Source organism: Comamonas sp. Z1 (genome assembly GCF_008121555.1).
Taxonomy (GTDB): Bacteria; Pseudomonadota; Gammaproteobacteria; order Burkholderiales; family Burkholderiaceae_C; genus Comamonas; species Comamonas thiooxydans.
This window is the reverse complement of the sequence record NZ_VOQT01000009.1, coordinates 1-22391: the sequence shown is the minus strand read 5'-3', so window position 1 is coordinate 22391 and position 22391 is coordinate 1. Positions and strand designations below refer to the sequence as shown.

The window sequence follows — 22391 nt, the reverse complement described above, 5'->3', positions numbered from 1 at the left end:
ATGCAGCCGCTGCCAACACAAGCCTTCTGGTTTACAAAGCTTGTTGAAATGCCGCGCCAAGCTTGCCCGATCGGCGCAGGCCGCATCATGACAACAATTCAAAAACAGGAGCAGCTAGCTCCTGCTTTTATTACGGTACAGCTTTAAAAAAGCTTGAAACCGTTGGAATAAAGGCACATGACGCTCATCTATTGATGAACATCATTGCTCTATAAAAAAAGGAGCCCCAAAAGGGCTCCTTTGCCAACGTCGGTGACGGGTCCTCAGACCTTCCACTTCTCCGCCAGCTTTTCGGGATTCAGCGTGTCATAGCCTTCGAAAGGCTGGTGAATCCAGGGGTTGGTGGCCAGGAAGTCCACCGAGTAGTCAGGCTCGAAGGTCGACACGCCCTTGGTCCAGATCACGGCGCTGCGCAGCTCCGTAATAGGTGCATAGTTGGTCTTGAGCATGGCGATCACGGCCTTGAGCGTGGCGCCCGAGTCCGCCAGATCGTCCACCAGCAGCACGCGGCCGGAAATATCGCCCTTGGGCGTGGCGATGAAGCGGCCGATGTCCAGGTGGCCCTGCACCGTGCCGGCTTCGGCGCGGTAGGAGCTGGTGGACATGATGGCCAGGGGCTTGTCGAAAATGCGGCTCAGGATGTCGCCGGGACGCAGACCACCGCGTGCCAGGCACAGGATGGTGTCGAATTCCCAGCCGGACTGGTGGATCTTGATGGCGAGCTTTTCGATGAGACCGTGGTACTCGTCGTAGCTCACATACAGGTGCTTACCGTCTTCTGTCAGCATGGGCACAGTTCCTTTGAAAGTTCAGTAAAACCCGGCCCGATCAGGCGGCGCTGTACGGGTTGTGCATCAGGATGGTGTGGTCGCGGTCGGGGCTGGTGGACACCATGGCAATGGGCACACCGGTCACTTCGGCGATACGGTCCAGATAGCGGCGAGCGTTCACGGGCAGCTTGTCGTACTCGGTCACACCCACGGTGGAGTCTGTCCAGCCAGGGATGGATTCGTAGATGGGCTTGCAGCGCTCGATATCGTCCGCGCCCAGAGGCAGCAGGTCGATCTTCTCGCCGTCCAGCTCGTAGCCCACGCACAGTTGCAGCTCTTCGATGCCGTCCAGCACGTCCAGCTTGGTGATGCACAGACCGGACAGACCGTTGATCTGGGCCGAGCGCTTGAGCAGCGCAGCATCGAACCAGCCGCAGCGGCGCGAACGACCGGTGGTCACGCCCTTCTCAGCGCCCACGGTGGACATGACCCAGCCGGGAGTGCCTTCCTTTTCCCATTCCAGCTCGGTGGGGAAGGGACCGCCGCCCACGCGGGTGCAGTAAGCCTTGGTGATGCCCAAGATGTAGTGCAGCAGACCTGGGCCCACGCCAGCGCCTGCGGCGGCATTGCCGGCCACGCAGTTGGACGATGTGACATAGGGGTAGGTGCCGTGATCCACGTCCAGCAGCGTGCCTTGCGCGCCTTCGAACAGCAGGTTGCCGCCTTCGGCGTGAACGGCATTGAGCTCGCGCGAAACATCGGCAATCATGGGCTTGATCAGCTCGGCATGACGCATGGCTTCTTCGTACACGGCGTCGAACTGAACTTCGCCGTCCTTCATGTAGGGAGCCAGGCCGGCGCCGAAGTCGAAGTTCTTGGAACCCAGCACGTTCACCAGAATGTGGTTGTGCAGGCTCAGCAGCTCGCGCAGCTTGGTGGCGAAGCGCTCGGGGTGCTTCAGGTCCTGCACACGCAGGGCACGGCGGGCGATCTTGTCTTCGTAGGAGGGGCCGATGCCCTTGCCGGTGGTACCGATCTTCTGCACGCCACCCTTTTCACGGGCCGCTTCACGGGCCACGTCCAGAGCCTGGTGGAAAGGCAGGATCAGCGGGCAGGCTTCGGACACGCGCAGACGCTCACGCACCTGCACGCCGGCCTTTTCCAGACCTTCGATTTCTTCAAACAGCTTGCCCACGGAGAGCACCACACCGTTGCCGATGTAGCACTTCACGCCGGGACGCATGATGCCGCTGGGAATCAGGTGCAGAGCCGTCTTCACGCCGTTGATGACCAGTGTGTGACCGGCGTTGTGACCGCCCTGGAAACGCACGACGCCGTTGGCGCTTTCGGTCAGCCAGTCAACCAGCTTGCCCTTGCCCTCATCACCCCACTGGGTGCCGACGACGACCACATTGCGACCTTTGGATGTATTCATATTCCAATCCGATAAATCGAAGAATTAGTCAAATGCCTTAAATGGCTTGCACGACCCATTGCCCGCCGACATTGGCAAGCTCACGGTCGCAGTGGAACTCATCCACTTCGCTTTCATGCCCTGGCAGCACGCAGACCACCGTCTCGCCCTGCTGGCGCAATGCGGCAATGGCGGCAGCCACTTGCGCGTCATCACCCCAGGGGGCGCGAATGGCAGCCTTGAGCGGACGCTCGGGCACGACAGCCACCAGTTGTTTGATATCGAGACTGAAGCCGGCAGCGGGACGGTTGCGCCCGAACACTGCACCGACTTCGTCGTAACGGCCACCGCGCACCAGGGCATCGCTGCCGCCGGGCACATAGATCGCAAAGCGCGTGCCGCTGTAGTAGGAGTAGCCACGCAGATCGGCCAGGTCGAAGCTGACCTTGACGCCATCCAGATGCTGCACCAGCCAGCGCAAATGCGACAGCACATTGCGCACGCCGGCAGTGCGCTCCAGCAGCTTTTCAGCTTGATCGAGCACTTCCATGCCGCCGTACAACTGCAGCAACGCCATCAGGCCTTCACGCGAGGCTTCGGGGAAATCGCGGGTCAGCTGAGCCAGCTCGGTTGCATCCTTGGAGGCCAGGGCCGCATGCACGCCGCGCAGCACCTGCTCGTCCACCATCACGCCAGCCAGCAGGCTGCGCACGATGCGCACATCGGCCAGATCCACGATGACGTCCTTGACGCCCGCTCCCTTGAGGCAGTCGAGAGCCAGATGCAGGGCTTCGAGGTCGGCTTCCAGGCCTTCATGGCCGTAGATTTCAGCACCGAACTGGAACGGCTCACGCGTGGCACGCGGACGATCGGGGCGCGCATGAACGACAGGACCGCAGTAGCACAGACGGGTTACGCCCTTGCGATTGAGCAAATGTGCATCAATGCGCGCCACCTGCTGCGTCATGTCTGCACGCAGGCCCATGGTGCGACCGGAGAGCTGGTCAATCAGTTTGGAGGTTTGAAGGGCAAGAGCTTCGCCTGTACCCGTCAGCAAGGACTCCAGATACTCCAGCATGGGTGGCATGACAAGCTCATAGCCATAGCTGCGCGCAGTATCGAGCAATCCTCGACGCAATTCTTCGATGTGCCGTGCCTCGGAGGGCAAAACATCGGCAATGTGATCCGGCAGGACCCAAGCAGACATGGAGAAATGGGGAGGCTGTTAAAAATGCGATTCTACCGGCTTTGCCAGCCCTGCCCAATTTGACCGCTAAGGCCTAGCCAGTATCGGCAGTATTTAAAGCAGCACCAGCATGATGGCGCCTGCTGCGATACAGAGCAATCCGCAAAAGCGCAGCTGCCCATCCCTGAGTTGCAGCAACTGGGAAAACAGCTGGCGCCACAGCCTGGGCGCGAACAGGGGCAGCAACCCCTCCAGCACCAGCAGCATGGCGATCGCCAGTCCCAGGATCTCCCACCAACCCATTGCCATCCCCCCAATAGACAATGGCCCTCAAGGGGCCATTGCTTGTATCGTTGTCAAAGCTTTCCGAACTTGCGCAAACAAGGGTGCACAACAGGCATTTCTATCGGCAAAACACCATGCCTGATTCGAATTTGCGCAAGCCTAGGCCTATTTGCCAGCGGAGCCGCCACTGCGATAAGCCTTGAAGAAGTCGCTTTGCGAAGGATCTAGCACCAGCACATCGCTCTTCTTGGAGAAGCTCTCCTTGTAAGCATCCAGACTGCGATAGAACTGCGCAAACTGCGGATCCTTGCCAAAGGCTTCTGCATAGACCCGTGCCGCTTCAGCATCGCCCTCACCCTTGATCTTCTGTGCATCGCGGTAGGCATTGGCAATGGTGATGTCACGTTGACGGTCGGCCTCGGCGCGAATCTTTTCACCCTCAGCCGCGCCCGTGGAGCGCAGCTCGTTGGCCACGCGCTTGCGTTCGGCCTCCATACGGCGATAGACGGACTCGGTGATGGTCTCGGCATAGTCCACGCGAGTGATGCGCACATCGACGATGTCGACACCCCAGGGCTTGGAGCCGCGCACGGTTTCCAGCACTTCACGCTTGACGTCGGCCATCAGCGTTTCACGCTTGGAAGACAGCAGCTCACGCACGGTACGGCGGTTGATCTCTTCCTGAAAGGCATTGCGCACCACACGGTTGAGCTGCATGGCACCGGCAGACTCATCCAGACCCACGTTACGGATGTATTCCGAAGGCTCGGAGATACGCCAACGCACATACCAGTCGATGACCACGCGCTGCTTTTCAGCCGTGAGCATGGGCTCGGTATCGGTGCTGTCGAGCGTCAGCAGACGCTTGTCGATGTAACGCACGTTCTGCAGCGGTGGCGGCAGCTTGAAGTTAAGCCCGGGCTCGGTGATCACTTCCTTGATCTGACCCAGCGCATAGACCACACCGAACTGACGCTGATCCACGACAAACAGGGTCGAGCTCAGCAAGGCCAGCACCACGAGAATGCTGGTGACAAAAAATCCGATTCGATTCACTGCATTCTCTCCTAGCGTGCGTCACGGTCACGGCTGCGCGCATCGCGGCTGCGGGCATCACCGGCGGGATTGGGTACTACACGTACGTTGGCTGGAGCCGAAGCTGCGCCGCCGGCAGCTGCATCACCCGACGCAGCGGGAGCAGCGGCGCTGCCACCCACGTTCTGCATGATCTTGTCCAGAGGCAGATACAGCAGATTGGAGCCCTGGCGCGACTCCACCAAAACCTTGGTCACGTTGGTGTAGACCTGCTGCATCGCATCGATGTAAAGACGGTCACGTGTGACCTGAGGGGCCTTCTGGTACTCGGAATACAGCGAACTGAAGCGTCCGGCATCACCCTGAGCCTGGGCCACGATCTTGGACTTGTAGGCCGCAGCCTCCTCACCCAGACGCGCCGCCGCACCCGCAGCACGAGGCACCACATCGTTGGCATAAGCTTGGGCCTCATTCTTGGCACGCTCACGCTCCTGACCAGCCTTAAGCACATCGTCAAACGAGGCCTGCACCTGCTCGGGCGGCCGCACGCCGCCTTGCTGCATATTGATGCCCACCACCTCAACGCCTACCTTGTAGCGATCCAGAATGGACTGCATCAGATCGCGTACTCGCGGCGCGATCTGGTCACGCTCCTCAGCCAGAGCCGCGTCCATCTTCATTTTGCCGACGACTTCACGCACGGCGGACTCTGCCACCTGGATCACGGCCTCGGAAGGACTGCGGCTTTCGAACAGCCAGGCTCGCGCATCGCTCAAACGGTACTGCACGGCAAACTTGATCTCGACGATGTTCTCGTCCTCGGTCAGCATTGCCGATTCACGCAGCCCCGTGCTGCGCACGATGTTGTCGCTCCCCACCTCCGCAGAGCGGATCTGCGAAACATAGACCAGCTCATGCTTTTGAACGGGATAAGGCAGGCGCCAGTTGAAGCCCGCTCCCACGGTGCTCTTGTACTTGCCAAACTGCGTGATGACGGCCTGCTGGCCTTCCTGCACGATGAAAAAGCCCGTACCCAGCCAGATCAGCACGGCCACGCCGGCAATCAGGAAAATTCCTTTGCCGGGGTTGAAAGGCTCGCCAGGCTGACCGCCGCTGCGGCTGGGTGGCACACCACGGCCGTTGCCGGAGCCACCACCGAACAGACCGGAAAGCTTGCGATTGAGATCACGCCACACCTCCTCCAGATCAGGCGGCTGGCCTTGCTGAGGAGAGGAAGGACGGGGTCGCTGCTCGGGTGCGGGCGGCATCGGAGGACGCTCCCCTTCGGGTGCCGAGCTGTCTGGCTTGGAGCCATCTTCGTTATTGTTGTCGCCACGACCCCAGCGCGGATCGTTCAAATTGAACATCCCGCGAATGCGTTGCGGCAGCACCGCCAGGCGATGGACGCGTTGTGAAAAATTCATGCGAGACGTCTCTGTGTTTTCAAAAAGACATGGACCATGGCAAGCATTGTGCCCAATAGGAACGCAAGCCCCTAGTATTGCGCGTCGTCATCAGGGGACATCCAGTACGTATCGTCCTGCCCCTCGACTTCTTCGCGTGCCGCCTCTTCACGTACCTGCAAAACCCGGTCAGCCAACATCTGCCGCAGCTGCGCCAGCCCCTGCCCCGAGCGAGCACTGACAAACACACGCGGCACCGGCGTGCCATCGAGCTCATACATATCCTGCAGCAGGGCAGGCTGACGCTCGGGCTCAATGGCATCCAGCTTGTTGAAAACCAGAATCTGGGGCACATCATCGGCCCCGATTTCACCCAGAACTTTTTGGACTTGTTGTATTTGTTCGGGGAATCCGGGGTTCGATGCATCCACGACATGCAGCAGCAGATCGGCGTCAATCGCCTCCTGCAAGGTGGCCTGGAAAGCATCCACCAGACCGTGCGGCAAGTCACGAATAAAACCGACGGTATCCGAAAGGGAAACCGACTCCTCGGCCTCCGCCAGATACATCTGCCGGGTGGTGGTATCCAGCGTGGCAAACAGCTGATCTGCGGCATAGGCGCGAGCCTTCACCATGGCATTGAACAGCGTGGATTTGCCGGCATTGGTATAGCCAACCAGGGAAATATTGAAAACTTCGCGACGCGAGCGCTGACGCCTCTGCGTGGAACGCTGCTTCTTGACCTTTTTCAGGCGCTCCTTGGTGCGCTTGATGGCATCGTCAATCATGCGGCGGTCAAGCTCGATCTGCTTTTCACCGGGGCCGCCACGGCCGCCGATACCGCCAGCCTGACGCTCCAGGTGACTCCAGCGGCGCACCAGGCGCGTGCTGATGTATTGCAGGCGAGCCAGCTCCACCTGCAGCTTGCCTTCATGGCTGCGTGCACGCTGGGCGAAGATTTCCAGAATCAGCATGGTCCGGTCGTTGACCGGCATCTGGATATGGCGCTCCAGATTGCGCTGCTGCGCCGGGCTCAGAGCCTGGTCGAACCAGACTTCCTTGGCCCCGTGCATCTGGGCCAGCATGCGGATCTCATCCGCCTTGCCACTGCCCACGAACAACGCGGGATCGGGAGCTTTGCGCTTGCAGGTCAAGCGCGCCACGGGTTGCAAGCCAGCGGTCTGTGCCAGCAGGCCCAGCTCTTCCAGCTCGTCATCGAAATGGGGAACACCAAAATCCACGCCCACCAGCAGCACTGGCGCAGACGCGGAACGTTCAAAGGATTCAGAACTCAAATACCTGTCCCGTAGGGTAAGAGCCGCGCCGGACTAGCCGGCGGGCGTTGACGCAAGAAAGCTTAGGCAGCAGCGGCGTCGTTGTCAGCCGGAGTAGCGGCCGAGAAGTTCACGGCGCGACCGGGAACGATGGTGGAGATGGCGTGCTTGTATACCATCTGGGTCACAGTGTTGCGCAGAAGCACCACATATTGGTCGAACGACTCGATTTGGCCCTGCAGCTTGATGCCGTTGACCAGATAGATGGAGACCGGCACATGTTCACGACGCAGTGCGTTCAGGAACGGATCTTGGAGGAGTTGACCTTTATTGCTCACGATATTCTCCGTGTTCGAAGAGTGTTGTTGTAAACCGACACATTACCACAGGGCCCGGGAAAAACAGCAAAAAGGGTTTTCCCGTAGGCACCAGCAGATAGCTATTAATCCTTGTCGGCGTAAGGATTATGGGAGGTTTTCAAGTCGATGCGCAACGGGGTGCCGACAAGATTGAACTCCTTGCGGAAACGACCTTCCAGAAAGCGCTTGTACGCATCGGTGACCAGTTCCAGCGAGTTGCCATGGATCACGATGATGGGCGGGTTCATGCCGCCCTGGTGGGCATAGCGCATCTTGGGACGATAGGCTCCCACCTTCTTGGGCGTCTGGAACTGGATCGACTCCATCAGGATGCGCGTCAGCACAGGAGTAGGCATCTTGCAGGTGGCTGCACGATGGGCCTGGATGATGGATTTCCACAGCGGCTCGAGACCCTGACGCTTTTGTGCCGAGATGAAGTGCAGCGGCGCAAACTTCAGGAAGGACAGGCGCGTCTCGATGGAGCGCTCCAGCATCTGACGCTGGTAGTCATCCACGGCATCCCATTTGTTGATGCCCAGCACGACCGAGCGGCCGCTTTCCAGGATATAGCCCGCAATATGAGCGTCCTGGTCGGTCACGCCTTGCGTGGCATCGATCAGCAGCAACACGACGTTGGCGCCTTCGATGGCCTGCAGCGTCTTGACCACCGAGAATTTCTCGATGGCTTCGAACACCTTGCCCTTGCGGCGCAGACCGGCTGTATCGATCAGCTCGAACTTCTGACCATTGCGCTCGAAAGGCACGGTGATCGCATCGCGCGTGGTGCCGGGCATGTCAAAAGCCACCAGACGCTCTTCACCCAGCCAGGTATTGATCAGCGTGGACTTGCCGGCATTGGGACGACCTGCCACCGCCAGACGTACGGGCTTCTGATCTTCCTCGCCAAAAACCTCTTCTTCAGGCTCGGGCAGATTCAACAGACCCAGGGCTGCATCGACCAGGCTGCGCACACCCTGACCGTGGGCGGCAGACACGGGCACGACCTCGCCAAGACCCAGCTCATAGAACTCGGACAGCTGCACGCCATCCTTCATGCCTTCGGCCTTGTTGGCCACCAGAATGGTGGGCTTGCCCAGACGGCGCAGGTAGTTGCCGATCTCGTGATCCTGACCGGACAGACCGGCACGCGCATCCAGCACGAAGATCACGACATCGGCTTCCGCCACGGCTTGCTGCGTCTGCTTGGCCATCTCCTTGAAGATGCCGCGCGATGCGTCCGGCTCGAAGCCGCCCGTATCGATGACGATGTACTCATGCTTCCCCTGACGGCCCTGGCCGTAATGGCGGTCACGCGTCAGCCCTGCAAAGTCGGCGACGATGGCATCCCTCGACTTCGTGAGTCGATTGAACAGCGTCGACTTGCCCACATTGGGGCGCCCTACCAGGGCAATAACTGGCTTCATTCCAAAAACAACCTATCAATCCGGCTTGAAGCCATACACAGTTCCGCTTCGGCTGACGATCACCAGAGTATTGGCGGCGACAACCGGGGAAGTGGCAACTCCTGCCTTGTCAGTTTCCAAACGGGCCAGTGCAGAGCCGTCTTCACGCGAGAGCATGTGCACTGTCCCCAAATCATCGGCCAGCACCACGGAGCGGCCCAGCACCAGAGGTGCCGTTAGCTTGCGGTACTGCAGCTTGTCGATGGACCACAGACGCTGACCGTCTGCACGATTCCAGGCCTGTACCGTGCCGTTGCTTTCGGCGCCAAACACGGCCTGCTCGTCGCCCGCCACGCCATCGCTACCCTTGGAGGTCTGCGTCCAGCGCACATTGGCCGTGCTCACATCCACGCACCCCACCGAGGCCTGGAACGCACGTGCGCAGACACTGCTGCCCACACGGCTGACGGGACCAACCAGATCCACCAGTCGCTCCACATCGTTGGTCCCGCGCGGTGCGGCCAGAGGAGCCATCCAGCGCACCGAGCCATTGTCAGGATCAACACCTGCCAGACGTCCGGACACGCCTACCACCAGATTATTACCAACGGCCTGCAAAACGCCTGGCTGGCGCAAAATAAGCGGTTCATTGCTGGGGCCTTCAACCGACCACAGCTCACGACCCGTATTGGCATCGAAGGCTGCCAGAGAACGGTCAGCCGCCATCACGAACACGCGGCCGCCAGCCACCAGAGGCGGCGTATAGACTGCGGCAGTCAGATTGTTCTTCCACAGCTGCTTGCCTTCGGCAAACACCATGAGCTGGTTGCTGCGTGTAACCACCGCTGTACGCTGTCCGTCGCTGCCCACGCCGGTGGTCAGCGGCTCGCCCGCACTGAACTTGCCCAACTGGCTGCCGGTATTGCCATCAAGCGTCGTAACGCTGCCATCCTTGGTGACCACGGTGACGGTATTGCCCTGCACCAGCGCAGGCATGGCCAGAGGCACTTCGCTGCCCAGCTTGGCCGACCAAGCCTGATGCACCGCGATCTTGCCTGGATTGGGCCCCAGGTCCAGGGGCTTGGGCTTGTCCTTGCCGCCAAACATGGAACAAGCAGCCAGCGACGCGGCCACAGCAGTCAGCACCAGCACACGGGCTGCGGATTGCGCTGCGGGGGCAGCGAACTTCACTTGATGGGCAAAAGTCTTCAAGATTATTTCTCCGACGGCGTTGTCTTGACCAGGGTCGCGGCTTCAGGAGCCACGCCCAGCGCATTCAGCTTGAATTCCACCAGATGGCGGTAGTCCAGATCCTTGTCCAGCGCCTTGTAGGCAGCCTGGTACTGGGCAACCGCCTCAGTCTGCTTGCCCAGCGCCACATACAGATCGCCACGGCGATCAGCCTGCAGACCGGCATAGGACTCGGGCATGGCCGCCTCAAGCACCTTCAGACCTTCGTCATAGCTTTTTTGCTGCTCCAGCACGGAAGACAGACGAATGCGAGCGAGGGCCTTGAAGCTTTCATCGCCCTTTTCGGCCACCCAGCTCAGTTGAGCCTTGGCATCATCGAGCTTGCCGGCATCCACCGAGGCCTTGGCCATCAGCAAAGCCGTCTGAGCGGCCTGTGCCGTGCCCGCGTACTTGTCCCGCAACTCGCTGAAAGCCTGGTCGGCGCGCGCCGCATCCTTGGCCGTCAGCGCTTCGTCCACGGCGAACTCCAGGGCCGAGGCCTGGGTGGCCTGACGCTTTTGCCAGTACTGCCAGCCGTTCCAGCCGGCCAGTCCGAGAAAGACCACGACCAGCACGCTGGTGATCAGAGTTCCCCAGGAATTCCAGAAATGCTTGAGCTGCTCAATTTGCTCTTGTTCTTCAAGATCGAGATGATTTGCCATGGCTACTTAGATTGGATGGAACGCTGGTCGGAAAACGAGGTGCGGAAAATCAAACCGCCGATTTTAGGCTGCCGGCCCACAGGGCCACGTCCGCCAGAGCTTGCTGCACCTGCTGGCCTTCGCCGTCGCGCAGCGACTTCACAGTCACCTTGCCCTGGGCCAGCTCGTCGGAGCCGAAGATCAGGGCAAAGCGTGCACCCGAGCCATCGGCCTTCTTGAACTGGGACTTCATCGAGCCCATGCCCTCGGCCGAGCCGCCGGCCGCGGCATGCATCTGAACCGCCACACCGGCTGTACGCAACTGCTGCACGGTCTTGAAGACCTGAGGCAGCACCGAGGCGTCGGGAATGATGGCGTAGACATCGGCTGCGGGCTGGGGAATCTCCACCCCCACCTCCTTGAGCACTTCGAGCACGCGCTCCACGCCCATGCCCCAGCCCACTGCCGGAGCGGGCTTGCCGCCGATTTCCTCGATCAGATAGTCGTAACGACCGCCGCCGCAGATCGTGCTCTGCGAACCCAGCTTGTCGGTAATGAACTCGAACACCGTGAGGTTGTAGTAATCCATGCCGCGCACCAGACGCGGGTTCAGGCTCCACGCCACGTCGTTGGCATCCAGAATGTCCTGCACAGCCTTCAGATGCGCCTTGGATGCATCGCCCAGATAGTCCATCAGCCTGGGAGCTGCGTTGACCATTTCCTGCATGGCAGGATTCTTGGTGTCCAGAACGCGCAGCGGATTGCTGTACATGCGGCGCTTGGCTTCCTCGTCCATCACCTCGGTGTGCTGCTCGAAGTAGGCAATCAACGCCTCGCGGTGGGTCTTGCGCTCCTCGGGCTGACCCAGGCTGTTGAGCTCCAGACGCACGCCTTCAATGCCTAGTTCTTTCCAAAGTTGAGCGGCCAGCAGAATCACTTCTGCATCCAGCTCGGGACCGGCAAAACCCAGGGCTTCCACACCGACCTGGTGGAACTGGCGATAGCGACCGCGCTGGGGCTTTTCGCGCCGAAACATCTGACCGATGTAGAACAGACGCTTGCCGCCTTCATACAGCAGATTGTTTTCCACCACCGAACGCACCACGCCGGCCGTACCTTCAGGACGCAGGGTCAGATGCTCGGCCTGGCCATGCTTATCCGCCCGGTCCTCAAAGGAGTACATCTCCTTTTCGACGATATCGGTCACCTCGCCCAGGCCGCGCACAAACAGGGCCGTGGGCTCGACGATGGGGGTGCGCATATTGCGATAGGCAAAGCGGCCCATCAGATCGCGCACCTTGGCTTCAAACCACTCCCAACGCGCCGAATCGGGTGGGAGAATGTCGTTCATGCCTTTGACGGCGGTCAGTTTTTCGTTCTTGGCCACGTGAAGTCTCACACTTGGGCTACTAGCAAAACAAGAGCATATTGCGCACGGCAACCATGTCCTTCAACTAGAAACCTAATTCAAATCCATACAGATAGTGCACAAGCAGCTATCAATTCCAAAGTCTTGGCTCGCTGGCATTGTGCCAGCAAGCGCAATCACCACCCGCATGCCGGGCCGCTGCAAGCGCTCGACTCGCTCAGGCCTTCTGGCCGTAGCGGCTCTGCACATATTCCAGCACCAGGGTCTGGAACTCCTCGGCGATATGCTCGCCGCGTAGCGTCAAGGCCTTCTCGCCATCAATGAAAACGGGCGCCGCTGGCGCTTCGCCATTGCCGGGCAGACTGATACCGATATCGGCATGCTTGCTCTCGCCGGGGCCGTTGACGATGCAACCCATCACGGCCACCTTCATGGCTTCCACGCCAGGGAACTGGGTACGCCAGACCGGCATTTCACCGCGCAGGAAATCGTCAATCTTCTTGGCCAGTTCCTGGAAAGTGGTGCTGGTGGTGCGGCCGCAGCCCGGGCAGGCGGTGACGCTGGGCACGAACACGCGCAGACCCAGGGCCTGCAGAATCTCGGAGGCCACCACGACCTCCTGCGTGCGCGCTTCACCCGGCTGGGGCGTGAGCGAGACGCGAATCGTGTCACCAATGCCCTCTTGCAGCAGCACCGACAGCGCAGCAGTGGATGCCACCGTGCCCTTGGTGCCCATGCCGGCCTCGGTCAGGCCCAGATGCAGTGCATAGTCGCAGCGGCGCGCCAGCTCTCGATAGACCGAAATCAGGTCCTGTACACCGCTGACCTTGCAGGACAGGATGATGTTGTCGGGATTCAGCCCCATGTTCCTGGCCAGCTCGGCCGAGGTGATGGCCGAAGTGATCAGCGCCTCGTACATGACCTGGCGCGTTTCCCAGGGCTGGGCACGCTTGCTGTTCTGGTCCATCAGCTCGGCCATGATTTCCTGGTCGAGCGAGCCCCAGTTCACGCCGATGCGCACGGCCTTGTCGTACTTGGCGGCGATCTCGATCATCTGGCCGAACTGCTTGTCCTTCTTGTCGCCCTTGCCCACGTTGCCGGGGTTGATGCGGTACTTGGACAGCGCCTGGGCGCAATCGGGATAGTCGGTCAGCAGGCGATGGCCGTTGTAGTGGAAGTCGCCCACCAGCGGCACGTACTCGCCCATGCGGTCGAGTTGCTCACGGATATAGGGCACGGCCGCCGCCGCCTCGGGCGTGTTCACCGTGATGCGCACCATCTCCGAGCCAGCCTGGGCCAGCTGGCGCACCTGGATGGCGGTTTCAACCGCATCCACGGTGTCGGTATTGGTCATGGACTGCACGCGCACGGGCGCATCGCCCCCCACGGTGACCACGTTGTTGCGCCACACCACCCGGGCCTGGCGCGATTTGCGCGGCAGCGGGCTGGCGATGGCTATCGCCTGGCTGAGCTGCTGCGAGCTTTGAGAATCTTGCACTCTTGTTTACCTCGAACGGTTACTTCACCTCGAAGCGAGCCACATTGTCGCGTGTGCTCGAGATATCGAAGGGTTCACCACGTACCGTCACCTGCGTGCCCTTGGCATTGCCCACAATCACCGACAGGGGCAACTGGCCTTCGGCAGTCGCAGTTTCATCCTTGGACAGGGTCTTCTCCAGCACCACCTTGCCGGCTCCATCCCTGACCTTGACCCAGGACTGGCCGGTATTCACCTTCAGCACCAGCAGGCCGGCAGCGCCGGTCACGGGCACAGCCGCCTCGGTTGCCGGGGCTGCGGTTTGGGCAGCCGCCACAGGTGCGGGAGCGCTTGCTGCAGCACCATCGCCAGGCATGCCGGCCGCAGCAGCAACCGACACAGACTCTGTCACCGGCGCCGCGGGTGTGGCAGAACTGCCCTGTGCACCGCCCTCGGCCTGGGCAAGCGGTTCTGCAACCGAAGCGCTCACCGCAGCCGTCTGGTCAGACTGGGCCTGAGCCGGCGCTGGCGCGCCTGCCCCATCGGCGCCGTCAACCATCTGATGGAATGGCACAAAGTACACGGCAGCGGCAGCTGCCAGCAGAATCAGCACGCCTGCCGCAATCTTGCGAGAGCTGCTGTTGCCAGAGTCCAGCGGTGTACCCGTGACCTTGAAGCTGCTGCGCACCTTGACGGTCTCGTTGATGCCTGGACCCGCATTGGCAAGGCTTTTAATCTCGCTGCGTGGCAGCTTGGCCAGCACCGATTCGGCATCGATATGCAAGGTCCGGCACATTCCCATGGCCAGAGCACGCATGAACACATGATCGGGAAAGGCCGCATAGTCATCGGCCTCCAGCGCCTCCAGCTTGTGCTGCGGCACCTTCAATGTCGCAGCCATCACGGGCAACTGCATCCGGGCTGCTTCCCGTGCCTGACGCAACAAGACTCCGGCCGTGGCCTGACCCTGAGTTGGCACCTGCTCTTCGCTTTGCATAGTTTCCTCTTCCACCGCAGCCTCATTCATTGAAAGCTCCACGTTCATAGGCCAGCCACTGACGCGATTGAGGAAAACGCTCGCGCAGTTGATCGGCCTGTTGACGCACTCCAATATCGTCGTGCAGTGCCCTGTCTATTTTGATCCCCAGCCAGAGGCTTTCCGCACTGGCCTGATTGCTATTGTTATTCAAGCGCCGGATGTAGAACTGCGCCTTCTTCAGATCACCTTTGAGCCAAAGCACATTTGCCAGGTTGTAGCCTGCAGCGGGGTTGCCCACATCCATCTCGTAGGCACGAAACATGTTCTGGTAGGCCTGCTCCAACTGTCCTGCCTGCTGGTAGCACATGCCCTTGGCCAGCAGGGTCCTGGGCTGTTCACGGTAGCCCGGAGCCTGCAAGGCTCTATCAAACCACTGCTGGGCTACGTCGAAATGCTTTTGCTGGCATTGCATCCAGCCGTAATTGTGAATCTGGTTGCCGTCGCGCGGATTGAGATCCACGGCCTTGCGCATGGCGATCTCGGCCTGCGTCCAGTCCTGGTTCTGCATGAGGATCAGGCCCAGCAGGCCGTATGCATCGGCGTAATCGGGCTTGGCAGCCAAGGCCTGCCCTACCTCGTCCATGGCCACATCCAGGCGCCCGGCCTGAAAGTAATTGGCAGCCAATTCCAGGCGAATCTGGGCACGGCGATTGGCATCGGCGATCTGGGCCCCGCCCGTGCCAACCACGGAAGCCTGGGGTACCGACGTAGAGGAAGTGGTGGTGGTCGTTGTCGAAGTACAACCCACAAGTGCCGCGACCGCAACCGGTACCCCCCACCGGGCCAACAAGCCCCAATGTTGCCAAACCGGTCGCTGTACCACTGCCCTCATTGATTGTCCTTTATTCAAAACTCCGTCAAGACACCTGCTTGAGCGGGATAGTACGCTGCTTGGCCATACGCTCGGCAGCGCGAGTTCTGTCCTTCACGTCGCCCGCGAGCTGACCACAGGCCGCATCGATATCGTCACCGCGGGTCTTGCGCACTGTGGTCACGATGCCGGCATTGCTCAGCAACGTAGCGAACTCGGTCACACGGGCCGAAGGCGAGCGCAGCAGACCCGAAGCGGGGAAGGGATTGAACGGGATCAGATTGAACTTGCACCAGCTCTTGCCATCGCCGCGCGCGCGCACCAACTCTATCAGCTGGCGCGCATGCTCAGGCTGATCGTTAACGCCGTCGAGCATGCAATATTCAAAGGTGATGAAGTCACGCGGCGCGAACTCCAGATAGCGCTCGCAGGCGTCCAGCAGCTCGGCAATCGGGTACTTCTTGTTCAGCGGCACCAGGTTGTCACGCAGCGGATCATTGGGCGCGTGCAGCGACACCGCAAGCGCCACGGCGCAGTCCTGCGACAGTCGATCCATCATGGGCACCACGCCCGAGGTGGATACCGTCACGCGACGACGCGACAGGCCATAGCCATGGTCGTCCAGCATCACGCGCAAGGCAGGCACCAGCGCACTGTAGTTCTGCAAAGGCTCGCCCATGCCCATCATCACCACGTTGGAGATGATGCGATCTTCGGTGCCGAAGCGCTTGCGCAGCGAATGCTCGGCATACCAGAGCTGGGCAAGGATTTCGCCGGTATTGAGGTTGCGGCTGAAGCCCTGATGCCCCGTCGAGCAAAAGCGGCAGCCCACGGCGCAACCGGCCTGGGACGATACACACAGCGTGCCGCGGTCGTCCTCTGGAATGAAAACGGATTCAACGGCATTGCCGTCGCCCACATCGAACAGCCACTTCACGGTGCCATCGGCAGAGACATGCTCCGTCACCACAGGCAAAGCGGTAATGTGGGCCCGGCTTTTGAGCTTTTCGCGCAAAGACTTGGCCAGATCTGTCATCTGGTCGAAATCGGATGCGCCACGCTGGTGAATCCAGCGGAACAGCTGCGTCGCACGGAAACGCTTCTCCCCGAGCTGCTCGCAATAAGCGGTCAGTCCTTCGAGGTCAAAATCAAGCAAATTAGTAGTCATATCGGCATGTGGCGAGGCGTCTTGCGAACGGTGTTTGCCACGCCGTGGCCAGCATCTTCAAGTGCTGACACCCGCCTTGCACGAATGCAAAGCGCTGGCGTCAGCGAGAGCATGCTGTAAAGCTAGCGTGGATTAACGCGAGTACACGTTCATGCCGGGGAAGAAGAAGGCAACTTCCACAGCAGCAGTTTCAGCAGCGTCGGAGCCGTGCACGGCGTTGGCATCGATGCTGTCGGCGAAGTCGGCGCGGATGGTGCCCTTTTCGGCCTTCTTGGGGTCGGTGGCACCCATCAGTTCACGGTTCTTCAGGATGGCGTTCTCGCCTTCCAGAGCTTGAATCATCACGGGGCCGGAGACCATGAAGTCCACCAGATCCTTGAAGAAAGGACGGGCAGCGTGCACAGCGTAGAACTGCTCGGCTTCGCCGCGCGACAGGTGCACCAGCTTGGCAGCCACGATCTTCAGGCCAGCAGCTTCGAAGCGGGCGTAGATTTGGCCGATCACGTTCTTGGCAACTGCGTCGGGCTTGATGATGGAGAGGGTACGTTCGATAGCCATGATGATTATTTCCTAATCAGGGTTACTATGGGTTTTTGCCGAAAAAGCAAAACAGTTGATTTTAGCGGTGCCGCCATAGACCTTGAAGTCCGGGCAGCACTCAAATCCTTACGGATGCCTTTTTAGCGACCGCCGCGGCGACCGCCACCACCGCCGCCACCAGGGCGACGCTTGGCGTTCTGACGGGCACGCGAGAGGCTGTCGCTGCCGATATAGCCCACCGAGGTGCGCATGGGATCGGGCTGACCGCCTCCCTGCGAGCGGCCCGAGCCACCGGAGCGGCCGCCGGACTTGTTGCGCGGGTTGTCACCCAGCATGCCGCTGGGTGCCGGACGATTGCCGTCCCACTCGCCACGGCGCTGGCCGCCGCCTTCACGACGCCCCTGGGGTGCGCGATCGGCATTCATGCCATTGCCACGGCCGCCGCTGCGGTTGTTGCGACCGCCACGGTTGTTGGCGCCACGGGCACCGCCGCTGCTGCGCTCGACGGGAGCGCGCTCCTTGACACCGGCTGCCGACATCAGCGCCTGGATATCGGCCTGATCAAGCTCCACCCAGGCGCCGCGCTTGAGGCCACGCGGCAGCATCATGGCGCCGTAGCGGATACGGATCAGACGGCTGACGGCATGGCCCACGGCCTCGAACATGCGTCGCACTTCGCGGTTGCGGCCTTCGGAGATGGTCACGCGGTACCAGCAGTTGGCACCTTCGCCACCGCCATCTTCCACGGCACCGAAGCTGGCTTCGCCGTCTTCGAGCTGCACGCCGTCCAGCAGACGCTGCTTTTCTTCCTTGCTCAGCGCGCCCAGCACGCGGGCCGCGTATTCACGCTCCAGGCCGAAGCGGGGGTGCATCAGCGAGTTCGCCAGCTCGCCCGAACTGGTGAACAGCAGCAGACCTTCGGTATTCAAGTCCAGACGACCCACCGACTGCCACTTGCCATGCTGCAGCTTGGGCAGCTTGCGGAACACCGTGGGGCGGTTTTGCGGATCGTCATGCGTCACCACTTCGCCCACGGGCTTGTGATAGGCAATCACGCGTGCAGGAGGGGGGTCGATACGGAAGCGGATGGGCTGGCCGTTGACCTTGACGATATCGCCGAACTGAATGCGCTGGCCGACGTGGGCAGGCTCGTTGTTGACCGAGATGCGCCCTTCCAGTATCAGCTGCTCCATCTCCAGGCGCGAGCCCATGCCGGCCTGGGCCAGCACCTTGTGCAGCTTGGGAGAATCGACCTGGGGCGCAAGCACGCGCTTGGCGGGCATGGCGCTGCCGTTCTCTTCCTCGTCGTCGAAGTCGCCCGAGATCACATCGGCAAAGTCGATGTTCTGACCCTTGCGTCCCTTGGGCCCATGAGGAGCAGCAACGCTCTGCACAGGCACTTCGGCAACGACGGCATCCACTGCATCATGACCCTGGTCTTGGTCCTGGGACTGCAGCTCCTGCTCGGCCACGGGCTGAACCGGCTCCTCGACGGCCACAGCTTCTTCGGTACGCGGCTTGGTCACGCGCTTGCGCGCAGGCTTGACCTCGCCAGCAGCGTCCTTCTTGACGCCGGCGCGCTTGCGCGGTGCGGCAGGCTTTTTGGCCTCGGCGGCATCCTTGGCCCCATCGGCCTTGGCTGCGCGGGGCTTGCGAGTCTTCTTGACCGGTTCGGCTTCGGGCGAAGCGGCTGCGGACTCGGGCATCGGGTTCGATGTCTCGTTGTTCATTCCAGTTTTCCTTCGGGGATGACGCCATCGTCACCCTCCACAATTCCTTGTTCTGCTGACCCGACGGCATCGTCGGCCCGCGCTTTCGTCTTTGCGTCCTCGGCCTCGTCGTCGTCGCTGCCGTAGTCATCCTCGAGAAACGCCTTCAGGCCCACCCACTCGGTACGTCCGGCTTTCTTGGCCGCCGGTTTGGGCTCCGGCTCTGCCGCCTTGGCAGTCCTGGCGGGCCTGGCCGCTTTGGGCTTGCTCACGGATGGCGGCTCCTCAGTCGGCCCTGGCTCCGAATCCGGTAGCTCAATCACTATCTCTTCAGTAGCATCTTGCTCAATATCACTCTGCGCCTGGTCCGGATATGACTCCAACTCTGGCGCATCCACCTCGGACTGAAGCTCCGACACAAGCTCTGCAGGCGCTTGCGCCACTGGGTCAACATCGGTATCCAGCAGCTCCTCGGCGCCATCTTCCTCGTCCGGGGCACCCAGGATTTCACTCTCGGCAGCATCGGACTCTGTAGCGACATCCGCACCCTCTGCGACTTCGACCGGCTCTGAGACTTCCACACCCTCCTGGGGCTGGGCATCCTCCGCATCGGCCTGCGGGGCGGTCTGGTCGCCCTCCTCCCCATCCAGCGCCTTGAACAGACTTTGCTGGGCCTGGGTTTCCTCCAGCATGGGCAGCTGATCCAGCGACTGCAGACCCAGATCATCGAGAAACTGGCGCGTGGTGGCAAACAGCGCAGGCCGCCCCACGGTTTCACGGTGGCCGATGACCTCGATCCAGCCTCGGTCTTCCAGCTGCTTGATGATCAGGCTGTTCACGGTCACGCCGCGAATATCCTCGATATCACCCCGCGTGACCGGCTGACGGTAGGCAATGATGGCCAGCGTCTCCAGCGTCGCCCGCGTGTACTTGGGCGGCTTCTCGGGGTGAAGCTTGTCCAGGTAGACGCGCATCTCGGGCCGGCTCTGGAAACGCCAGCCAGAAGCCACCTGCACCAGTTCCACGCCCTTGAGGGCCCAGTCCTTTTGCAGGTCCAGCAGCAAATCCTTAACCGTGTCCGAGCCCAGCACATCATCAAAAAGTGAGCGCAATTCCCGCAGCGTTACAGGCTGCGGGGCACAAATCAATGCTGTTTCAAGAACCCGCTTGGCATCTACCGTATTCATGGGCGCAGCGTTTCGGGAGCGGCTGTCGCACCGACTGCGGTGGGACGCCTGATTCTAAGAAGAGAGGGAAGCGCCCCAAAGATGCCATGCGAGTGATGGTCAGAGGGTAGGGTAGGAACAGTTCATTGCTGAACCATCCCCCCCTAAGAACCGGACTTGCGACTTTCACCGCATCCGGCTCAAGCACAACACGTTCAGTTTCGCTAGGTTTCCATTTTAAGACGGAAAACCTTTTGAACTGAACTCAAAGCCTTTGAGAGGCCGGTTTCGCTACCTGCAAACCAAGAGCGTGCAGTCGTCTATGACAGACCGGATGCAATAGCACCCGATTGGAGAGCTTGTCCGACCCGCCCGCCACCTTGTGAACAATGTGGTGGTCGTGCCAGCGCTCGCCCTCTTCCAATGGTTCTGCGCAAAGAGCGCAACGCCCATTCTGATTGATGTAAAGCATCGACGTTTCGTACTGGTACGCCATGTTTTTCAACATGCGTTTCGTTCGCAATGTCTCGCCATACACTTCCCAGGCCGGGTCAAAGGGGTTGTAGTCCCCCTTGATCTTTTCGTGCCTCACGATCTCTGTATCCGCAAGCTTCAACAGTCTGGTCGTAAGCGGACCATCTGCCGTTTTCACGGTTGCAGCAAATTCCTCCCTATCCTTGATGCGCTGCCAGTAACGGCTTTTGCACCAGGGTCGGGATTTATTCGGATGTCGCCTTCTCGTCCAGCGCACTATGCGCCAGTAGATCAGGTTGTCCATCCGACTGAAGGTTTCTTTCGCCACCACCGGCTGGTGGTACCTTGCCCAACCCCGAAGGATTGGGTTTAGTTTGGCAATGAGATCCTCCTGCTTCATCGACAGGTGTGTTTTCACGGTTTCACTGACCTTGCGATAGAACGCTTGCACGTTCTTCTTGCTCGGCTTGATGAGCAACTTCCCTTTGTACTTGCGGAAGTTCCACCCCAGAAAATCGAAACCCTCGTCTATGTGAACGACCTTGGTCTTTTCCGGCGACAGTTGCAGACCTCGTTGTGCGAGAAATGCCTCTATCCACGGCCTGATTTCGGTTTCCAACAACTCTCGCGAGTTGCCAGTGATTACGAAATCGTCGGCGTACCGGATCACATTCACTTTCAGCTTCTGAGCTTTCCTAGCTCCGACATGCCCCCGAAGGTGCGCGATCAGACCTGTTTCCAGCCCGTTCAAACACATGTTCGCCAAAGTTGGCGAGATGATGCCGCCTTGCGGCGTCCCTTCCTCAGTCGGCGAGAGGCGTCCCTGGTGGACCACCCCGGCTTTCAACCATTTGCGCAGGATTGCCTTGTTCATGGGAACATGACGCGCCAGCCACTCGTGGTTGATATGGTCGAAACAGCCTCGAATATCCGCCTCCAGCACCCATTGAGCCGAAGCCTTTTTGGATGTACAAACGAATATCTGACCCATAGCGTCTGCCGTTGAACGATTCCTCCTGAAGCCGTAGCTATTCGGATCGCTCGTGGTTTCCGCCACCGGTTCCAGTCCAAGCAGGTGTAGCGCCTGCATGGCCCGATCCAACATGGTTGGAATGCCCAGAGGACGCTCCTTCCCGTTGGCTTTGGGGATGTAGACCCGCCGCAATGGCTTGGGTCTGTATCCCCTCTGCTGTTTCAACCTTCCAATCGCCGCCCGTTTCAAGGCAGGAGAATCCCAAAGCTGACGATCGACTCCCGCCGTTCGTTTGCCTTGGTTTTCAGTTACACGTCTTACCGCCAAAGCCCTGGCGGAAAACGAGTGGAATAAAGACCGTTGCAGAGCTTTCACCCTGCGCCAGTCCTTGTCCAGCGTTGCCTTCGCTATGCGTTGCTGCGTCGTTCTCACAAACTGCTCGACACGATGCCAATCGATGGCATGCCAGTCTTGCGGTTCGCGTGAGGACGCAGATTCGCCGTCGCCGGTGAGTTTTCTCATGCTTTCCTCCTACCGAGTTGAACCCTCAGAGGACGCACGTCTCCCCGAAGGGATACGCACAATCCCTTCGGGCTAGGTTTAAACAAATGCAGTCGCGAGCGACGGTTGCACCAAGTGGAAGTGGGCACGCTTTCGCGTCAGGG

21 protein-coding genes are annotated in these 22391 nt (G+C 60.5%); 1 reads left to right on the top strand and 20 read right to left on the bottom strand.

Annotated features, from left to right (window positions below; all coding sequences use genetic code 11):
* The gene (locus FSY45_RS27850; protein ID WP_187427564.1) at positions 1–147 is read left to right on the top strand and encodes a hypothetical protein; all 147 of its coding nucleotides are present in this window, start codon (positions 1–3) and stop codon (positions 145–147) included.
* A 116-nt stretch (positions 148–263) separates the two neighbouring features.
* Here FSY45_RS27850 and FSY45_RS16445 read toward each other — a convergent pair whose 3' ends face one another.
* From FSY45_RS16445 to ltrA, 20 genes are all read right to left on the bottom strand, one after another.
* Positions 264–788 carry a phosphoribosyltransferase gene (locus tag FSY45_RS16445; RefSeq protein ID WP_003063794.1) on the bottom strand — a complete coding sequence of 175 codons (525 nt, stop codon included), beginning with the start codon at positions 786–788 and terminating at the stop codon, positions 264–266.
* Between the two features lie 40 nt (positions 789–828).
* Positions 829–2205 carry an adenylosuccinate synthase gene (locus FSY45_RS16440; RefSeq protein WP_003063796.1) on the bottom strand — a complete coding sequence of 459 codons (1377 nt, stop codon included), beginning with the start codon at positions 2203–2205 and terminating at the stop codon, positions 829–831.
* Positions 2206–2242: 37 nt separating this feature from the next.
* Complete coding sequence (locus FSY45_RS16435; protein ID WP_003063798.1) at positions 2243–3391, bottom strand: ATP phosphoribosyltransferase regulatory subunit; 1149 nt, start codon at positions 3389–3391, stop codon at positions 2243–2245.
* A 93-nt stretch (positions 3392–3484) separates the two neighbouring features.
* On the bottom strand, positions 3485–3673 hold the full coding sequence (locus FSY45_RS16430; RefSeq protein ID WP_046460363.1) for a DUF2065 family protein: 189 nt from the start codon (positions 3671–3673) through the stop codon (positions 3485–3487).
* Between the two features lie 147 nt (positions 3674–3820).
* Positions 3821–4711, bottom strand: coding sequence for a protease modulator HflC (gene hflC, locus FSY45_RS16425; RefSeq protein WP_003063801.1), 891 nt, complete (start codon positions 4709–4711; stop codon positions 3821–3823).
* 11 nt (positions 4712–4722) lie between these two features.
* Positions 4723–6114 (bottom strand): FtsH protease activity modulator HflK, encoded by a 1392-nt coding sequence (gene hflK, locus FSY45_RS16420; protein ID WP_003063802.1) that lies wholly within the window; start codon positions 6112–6114, stop codon positions 4723–4725.
* A gap of 71 nt (positions 6115–6185) precedes the next feature.
* Positions 6186–7349, bottom strand: a complete 1164-nt coding sequence (gene hflX, locus FSY45_RS16415) for a GTPase HflX (protein ID WP_003063804.1) — start codon at positions 7347–7349, stop codon at positions 6186–6188.
* Positions 7350–7450: 101 nt separating this feature from the next.
* The gene (gene hfq, locus FSY45_RS16410) at positions 7451–7705 is read right to left on the bottom strand and encodes an RNA chaperone Hfq (RefSeq protein WP_012839170.1); all 255 of its coding nucleotides are present in this window, start codon (positions 7703–7705) and stop codon (positions 7451–7453) included.
* A gap of 104 nt (positions 7706–7809) precedes the next feature.
* On the bottom strand, positions 7810–9150 hold the full coding sequence (der, locus tag FSY45_RS16405) for a ribosome biogenesis GTPase Der (RefSeq protein ID WP_003063809.1): 1341 nt from the start codon (positions 9148–9150) through the stop codon (positions 7810–7812).
* Positions 9151–9165: 15 nt separating this feature from the next.
* A complete protein-coding gene (gene bamB / locus FSY45_RS16400; protein WP_012839172.1) occupies positions 9166–10341 on the bottom strand; it encodes an outer membrane protein assembly factor BamB in 1176 nt (391 codons plus the stop codon).
* Positions 10342–10343: 2 nt separating this feature from the next.
* Complete coding sequence (locus FSY45_RS16395; protein WP_046460364.1) at positions 10344–11021, bottom strand: tetratricopeptide repeat protein; 678 nt, start codon at positions 11019–11021, stop codon at positions 10344–10346.
* 49 nt (positions 11022–11070) lie between these two features.
* Positions 11071–12387, bottom strand: a complete 1317-nt coding sequence (hisS, locus tag FSY45_RS16390; RefSeq protein WP_003063815.1) for a histidine--tRNA ligase — start codon at positions 12385–12387, stop codon at positions 11071–11073.
* Between the two features lie 199 nt (positions 12388–12586).
* Positions 12587–13867 carry a flavodoxin-dependent (E)-4-hydroxy-3-methylbut-2-enyl-diphosphate synthase gene (gene ispG / locus FSY45_RS16385; RefSeq protein ID WP_046460365.1) on the bottom strand — a complete coding sequence of 427 codons (1281 nt, stop codon included), beginning with the start codon at positions 13865–13867 and terminating at the stop codon, positions 12587–12589.
* 19 nt (positions 13868–13886) lie between these two features.
* Positions 13887–14873: a helix-turn-helix domain-containing protein gene (locus FSY45_RS16380; RefSeq protein ID WP_046460366.1), complete on the bottom strand. Its 987-nt coding sequence runs from the start codon at positions 14871–14873 to the stop codon at positions 13887–13889.
* Positions 14866–15717: a type IV pilus biogenesis/stability protein PilW gene (gene pilW / locus FSY45_RS16375; RefSeq protein WP_223305607.1), complete on the bottom strand. Its 852-nt coding sequence runs from the start codon at positions 15715–15717 to the stop codon at positions 14866–14868. Before pilW ends, FSY45_RS16380 begins: the two co-directional genes overlap by 8 nt.
* A 25-nt stretch (positions 15718–15742) precedes the next feature.
* Entirely contained in the window at positions 15743–16864 is a 1122-nt protein-coding gene (rlmN, locus tag FSY45_RS16370) for a 23S rRNA (adenine(2503)-C(2))-methyltransferase RlmN (RefSeq protein WP_034376389.1), read from the bottom strand.
* A gap of 132 nt (positions 16865–16996) precedes the next feature.
* Positions 16997–17422 carry a nucleoside-diphosphate kinase gene (gene ndk, locus FSY45_RS16365; protein ID WP_003053316.1) on the bottom strand — a complete coding sequence of 142 codons (426 nt, stop codon included), beginning with the start codon at positions 17420–17422 and terminating at the stop codon, positions 16997–16999.
* A gap of 122 nt (positions 17423–17544) precedes the next feature.
* Positions 17545–19134: a pseudouridine synthase gene (locus tag FSY45_RS16360; RefSeq protein ID WP_003063829.1), complete on the bottom strand. Its 1590-nt coding sequence runs from the start codon at positions 19132–19134 to the stop codon at positions 17545–17547.
* Complete coding sequence (gene scpB, locus FSY45_RS16355) at positions 19131–20300, bottom strand: SMC-Scp complex subunit ScpB (RefSeq protein ID WP_046460367.1); 1170 nt, start codon at positions 20298–20300, stop codon at positions 19131–19133. The genes FSY45_RS16360 and scpB overlap by 4 nt, the downstream gene beginning before the upstream one ends.
* A gap of 244 nt (positions 20301–20544) precedes the next feature.
* Positions 20545–22248 (bottom strand): group II intron reverse transcriptase/maturase, encoded by a 1704-nt coding sequence (gene ltrA, locus FSY45_RS16350; protein WP_003053311.1) that lies wholly within the window; start codon positions 22246–22248, stop codon positions 20545–20547.
* Positions 22249–22391 lie beyond the last annotated feature (143 nt).

Bases quoted from the DNA above. Each gene is read 5' to 3' on its own strand.
- ltrA (WP_003053311.1), bottom strand. From the start codon at position 22,248: ATGAGAAAACTCACCGGCGACGGCGAATCTGCGTCCTCACGCGAACCG.
- FSY45_RS16430 (WP_046460363.1), bottom strand. From the start codon at position 3,673: ATGGGTTGGTGGGAGATCCTGGGACTGGCGATCGCCATGCTGCTGGTG.
- FSY45_RS16435 (WP_003063798.1), bottom strand. From the start codon at position 3,391: ATGTCTGCTTGGGTCCTGCCGGATCACATTGCCGATGTTTTGCCCTCC.
- pilW (WP_223305607.1), bottom strand. From the start codon at position 15,717: ATGAGGGCAGTGGTACAGCGACCGGTTTGGCAACATTGGGGCTTGTTG.
- ndk (WP_003053316.1), bottom strand. From the start codon at position 17,422: ATGGCTATCGAACGTACCCTCTCCATCATCAAGCCCGACGCAGTTGCC.
- hflK (WP_003063802.1), bottom strand. From the start codon at position 6,114: ATGAATTTTTCACAACGCGTCCATCGCCTGGCGGTGCTGCCGCAACGC.
- FSY45_RS27850 (WP_187427564.1), top strand. From the start codon at position 1: ATGCAGCCGCTGCCAACACAAGCCTTCTGGTTTACAAAGCTTGTTGAA.
- scpB (WP_046460367.1), bottom strand. From the start codon at position 20,300: ATGAATACGGTAGATGCCAAGCGGGTTCTTGAAACAGCATTGATTTGT.
- FSY45_RS16445 (WP_003063794.1), bottom strand. From the start codon at position 788: ATGCTGACAGAAGACGGTAAGCACCTGTATGTGAGCTACGACGAGTAC.
- FSY45_RS16440 (WP_003063796.1), bottom strand. From the start codon at position 2,205: ATGAATACATCCAAAGGTCGCAATGTGGTCGTCGTCGGCACCCAGTGG.
- der (WP_003063809.1), bottom strand. From the start codon at position 9,150: ATGAAGCCAGTTATTGCCCTGGTAGGGCGCCCCAATGTGGGCAAGTCG.
- rlmN (WP_034376389.1), bottom strand. From the start codon at position 16,864: ATGACTACTAATTTGCTTGATTTTGACCTCGAAGGACTGACCGCTTAT.
- FSY45_RS16380 (WP_046460366.1), bottom strand. From the start codon at position 14,873: ATGAATGAGGCTGCGGTGGAAGAGGAAACTATGCAAAGCGAAGAGCAG.
- FSY45_RS16360 (WP_003063829.1), bottom strand. From the start codon at position 19,134: ATGAACAACGAGACATCGAACCCGATGCCCGAGTCCGCAGCCGCTTCG.
- FSY45_RS16395 (WP_046460364.1), bottom strand. From the start codon at position 11,021: ATGGCAAATCATCTCGATCTTGAAGAACAAGAGCAAATTGAGCAGCTC.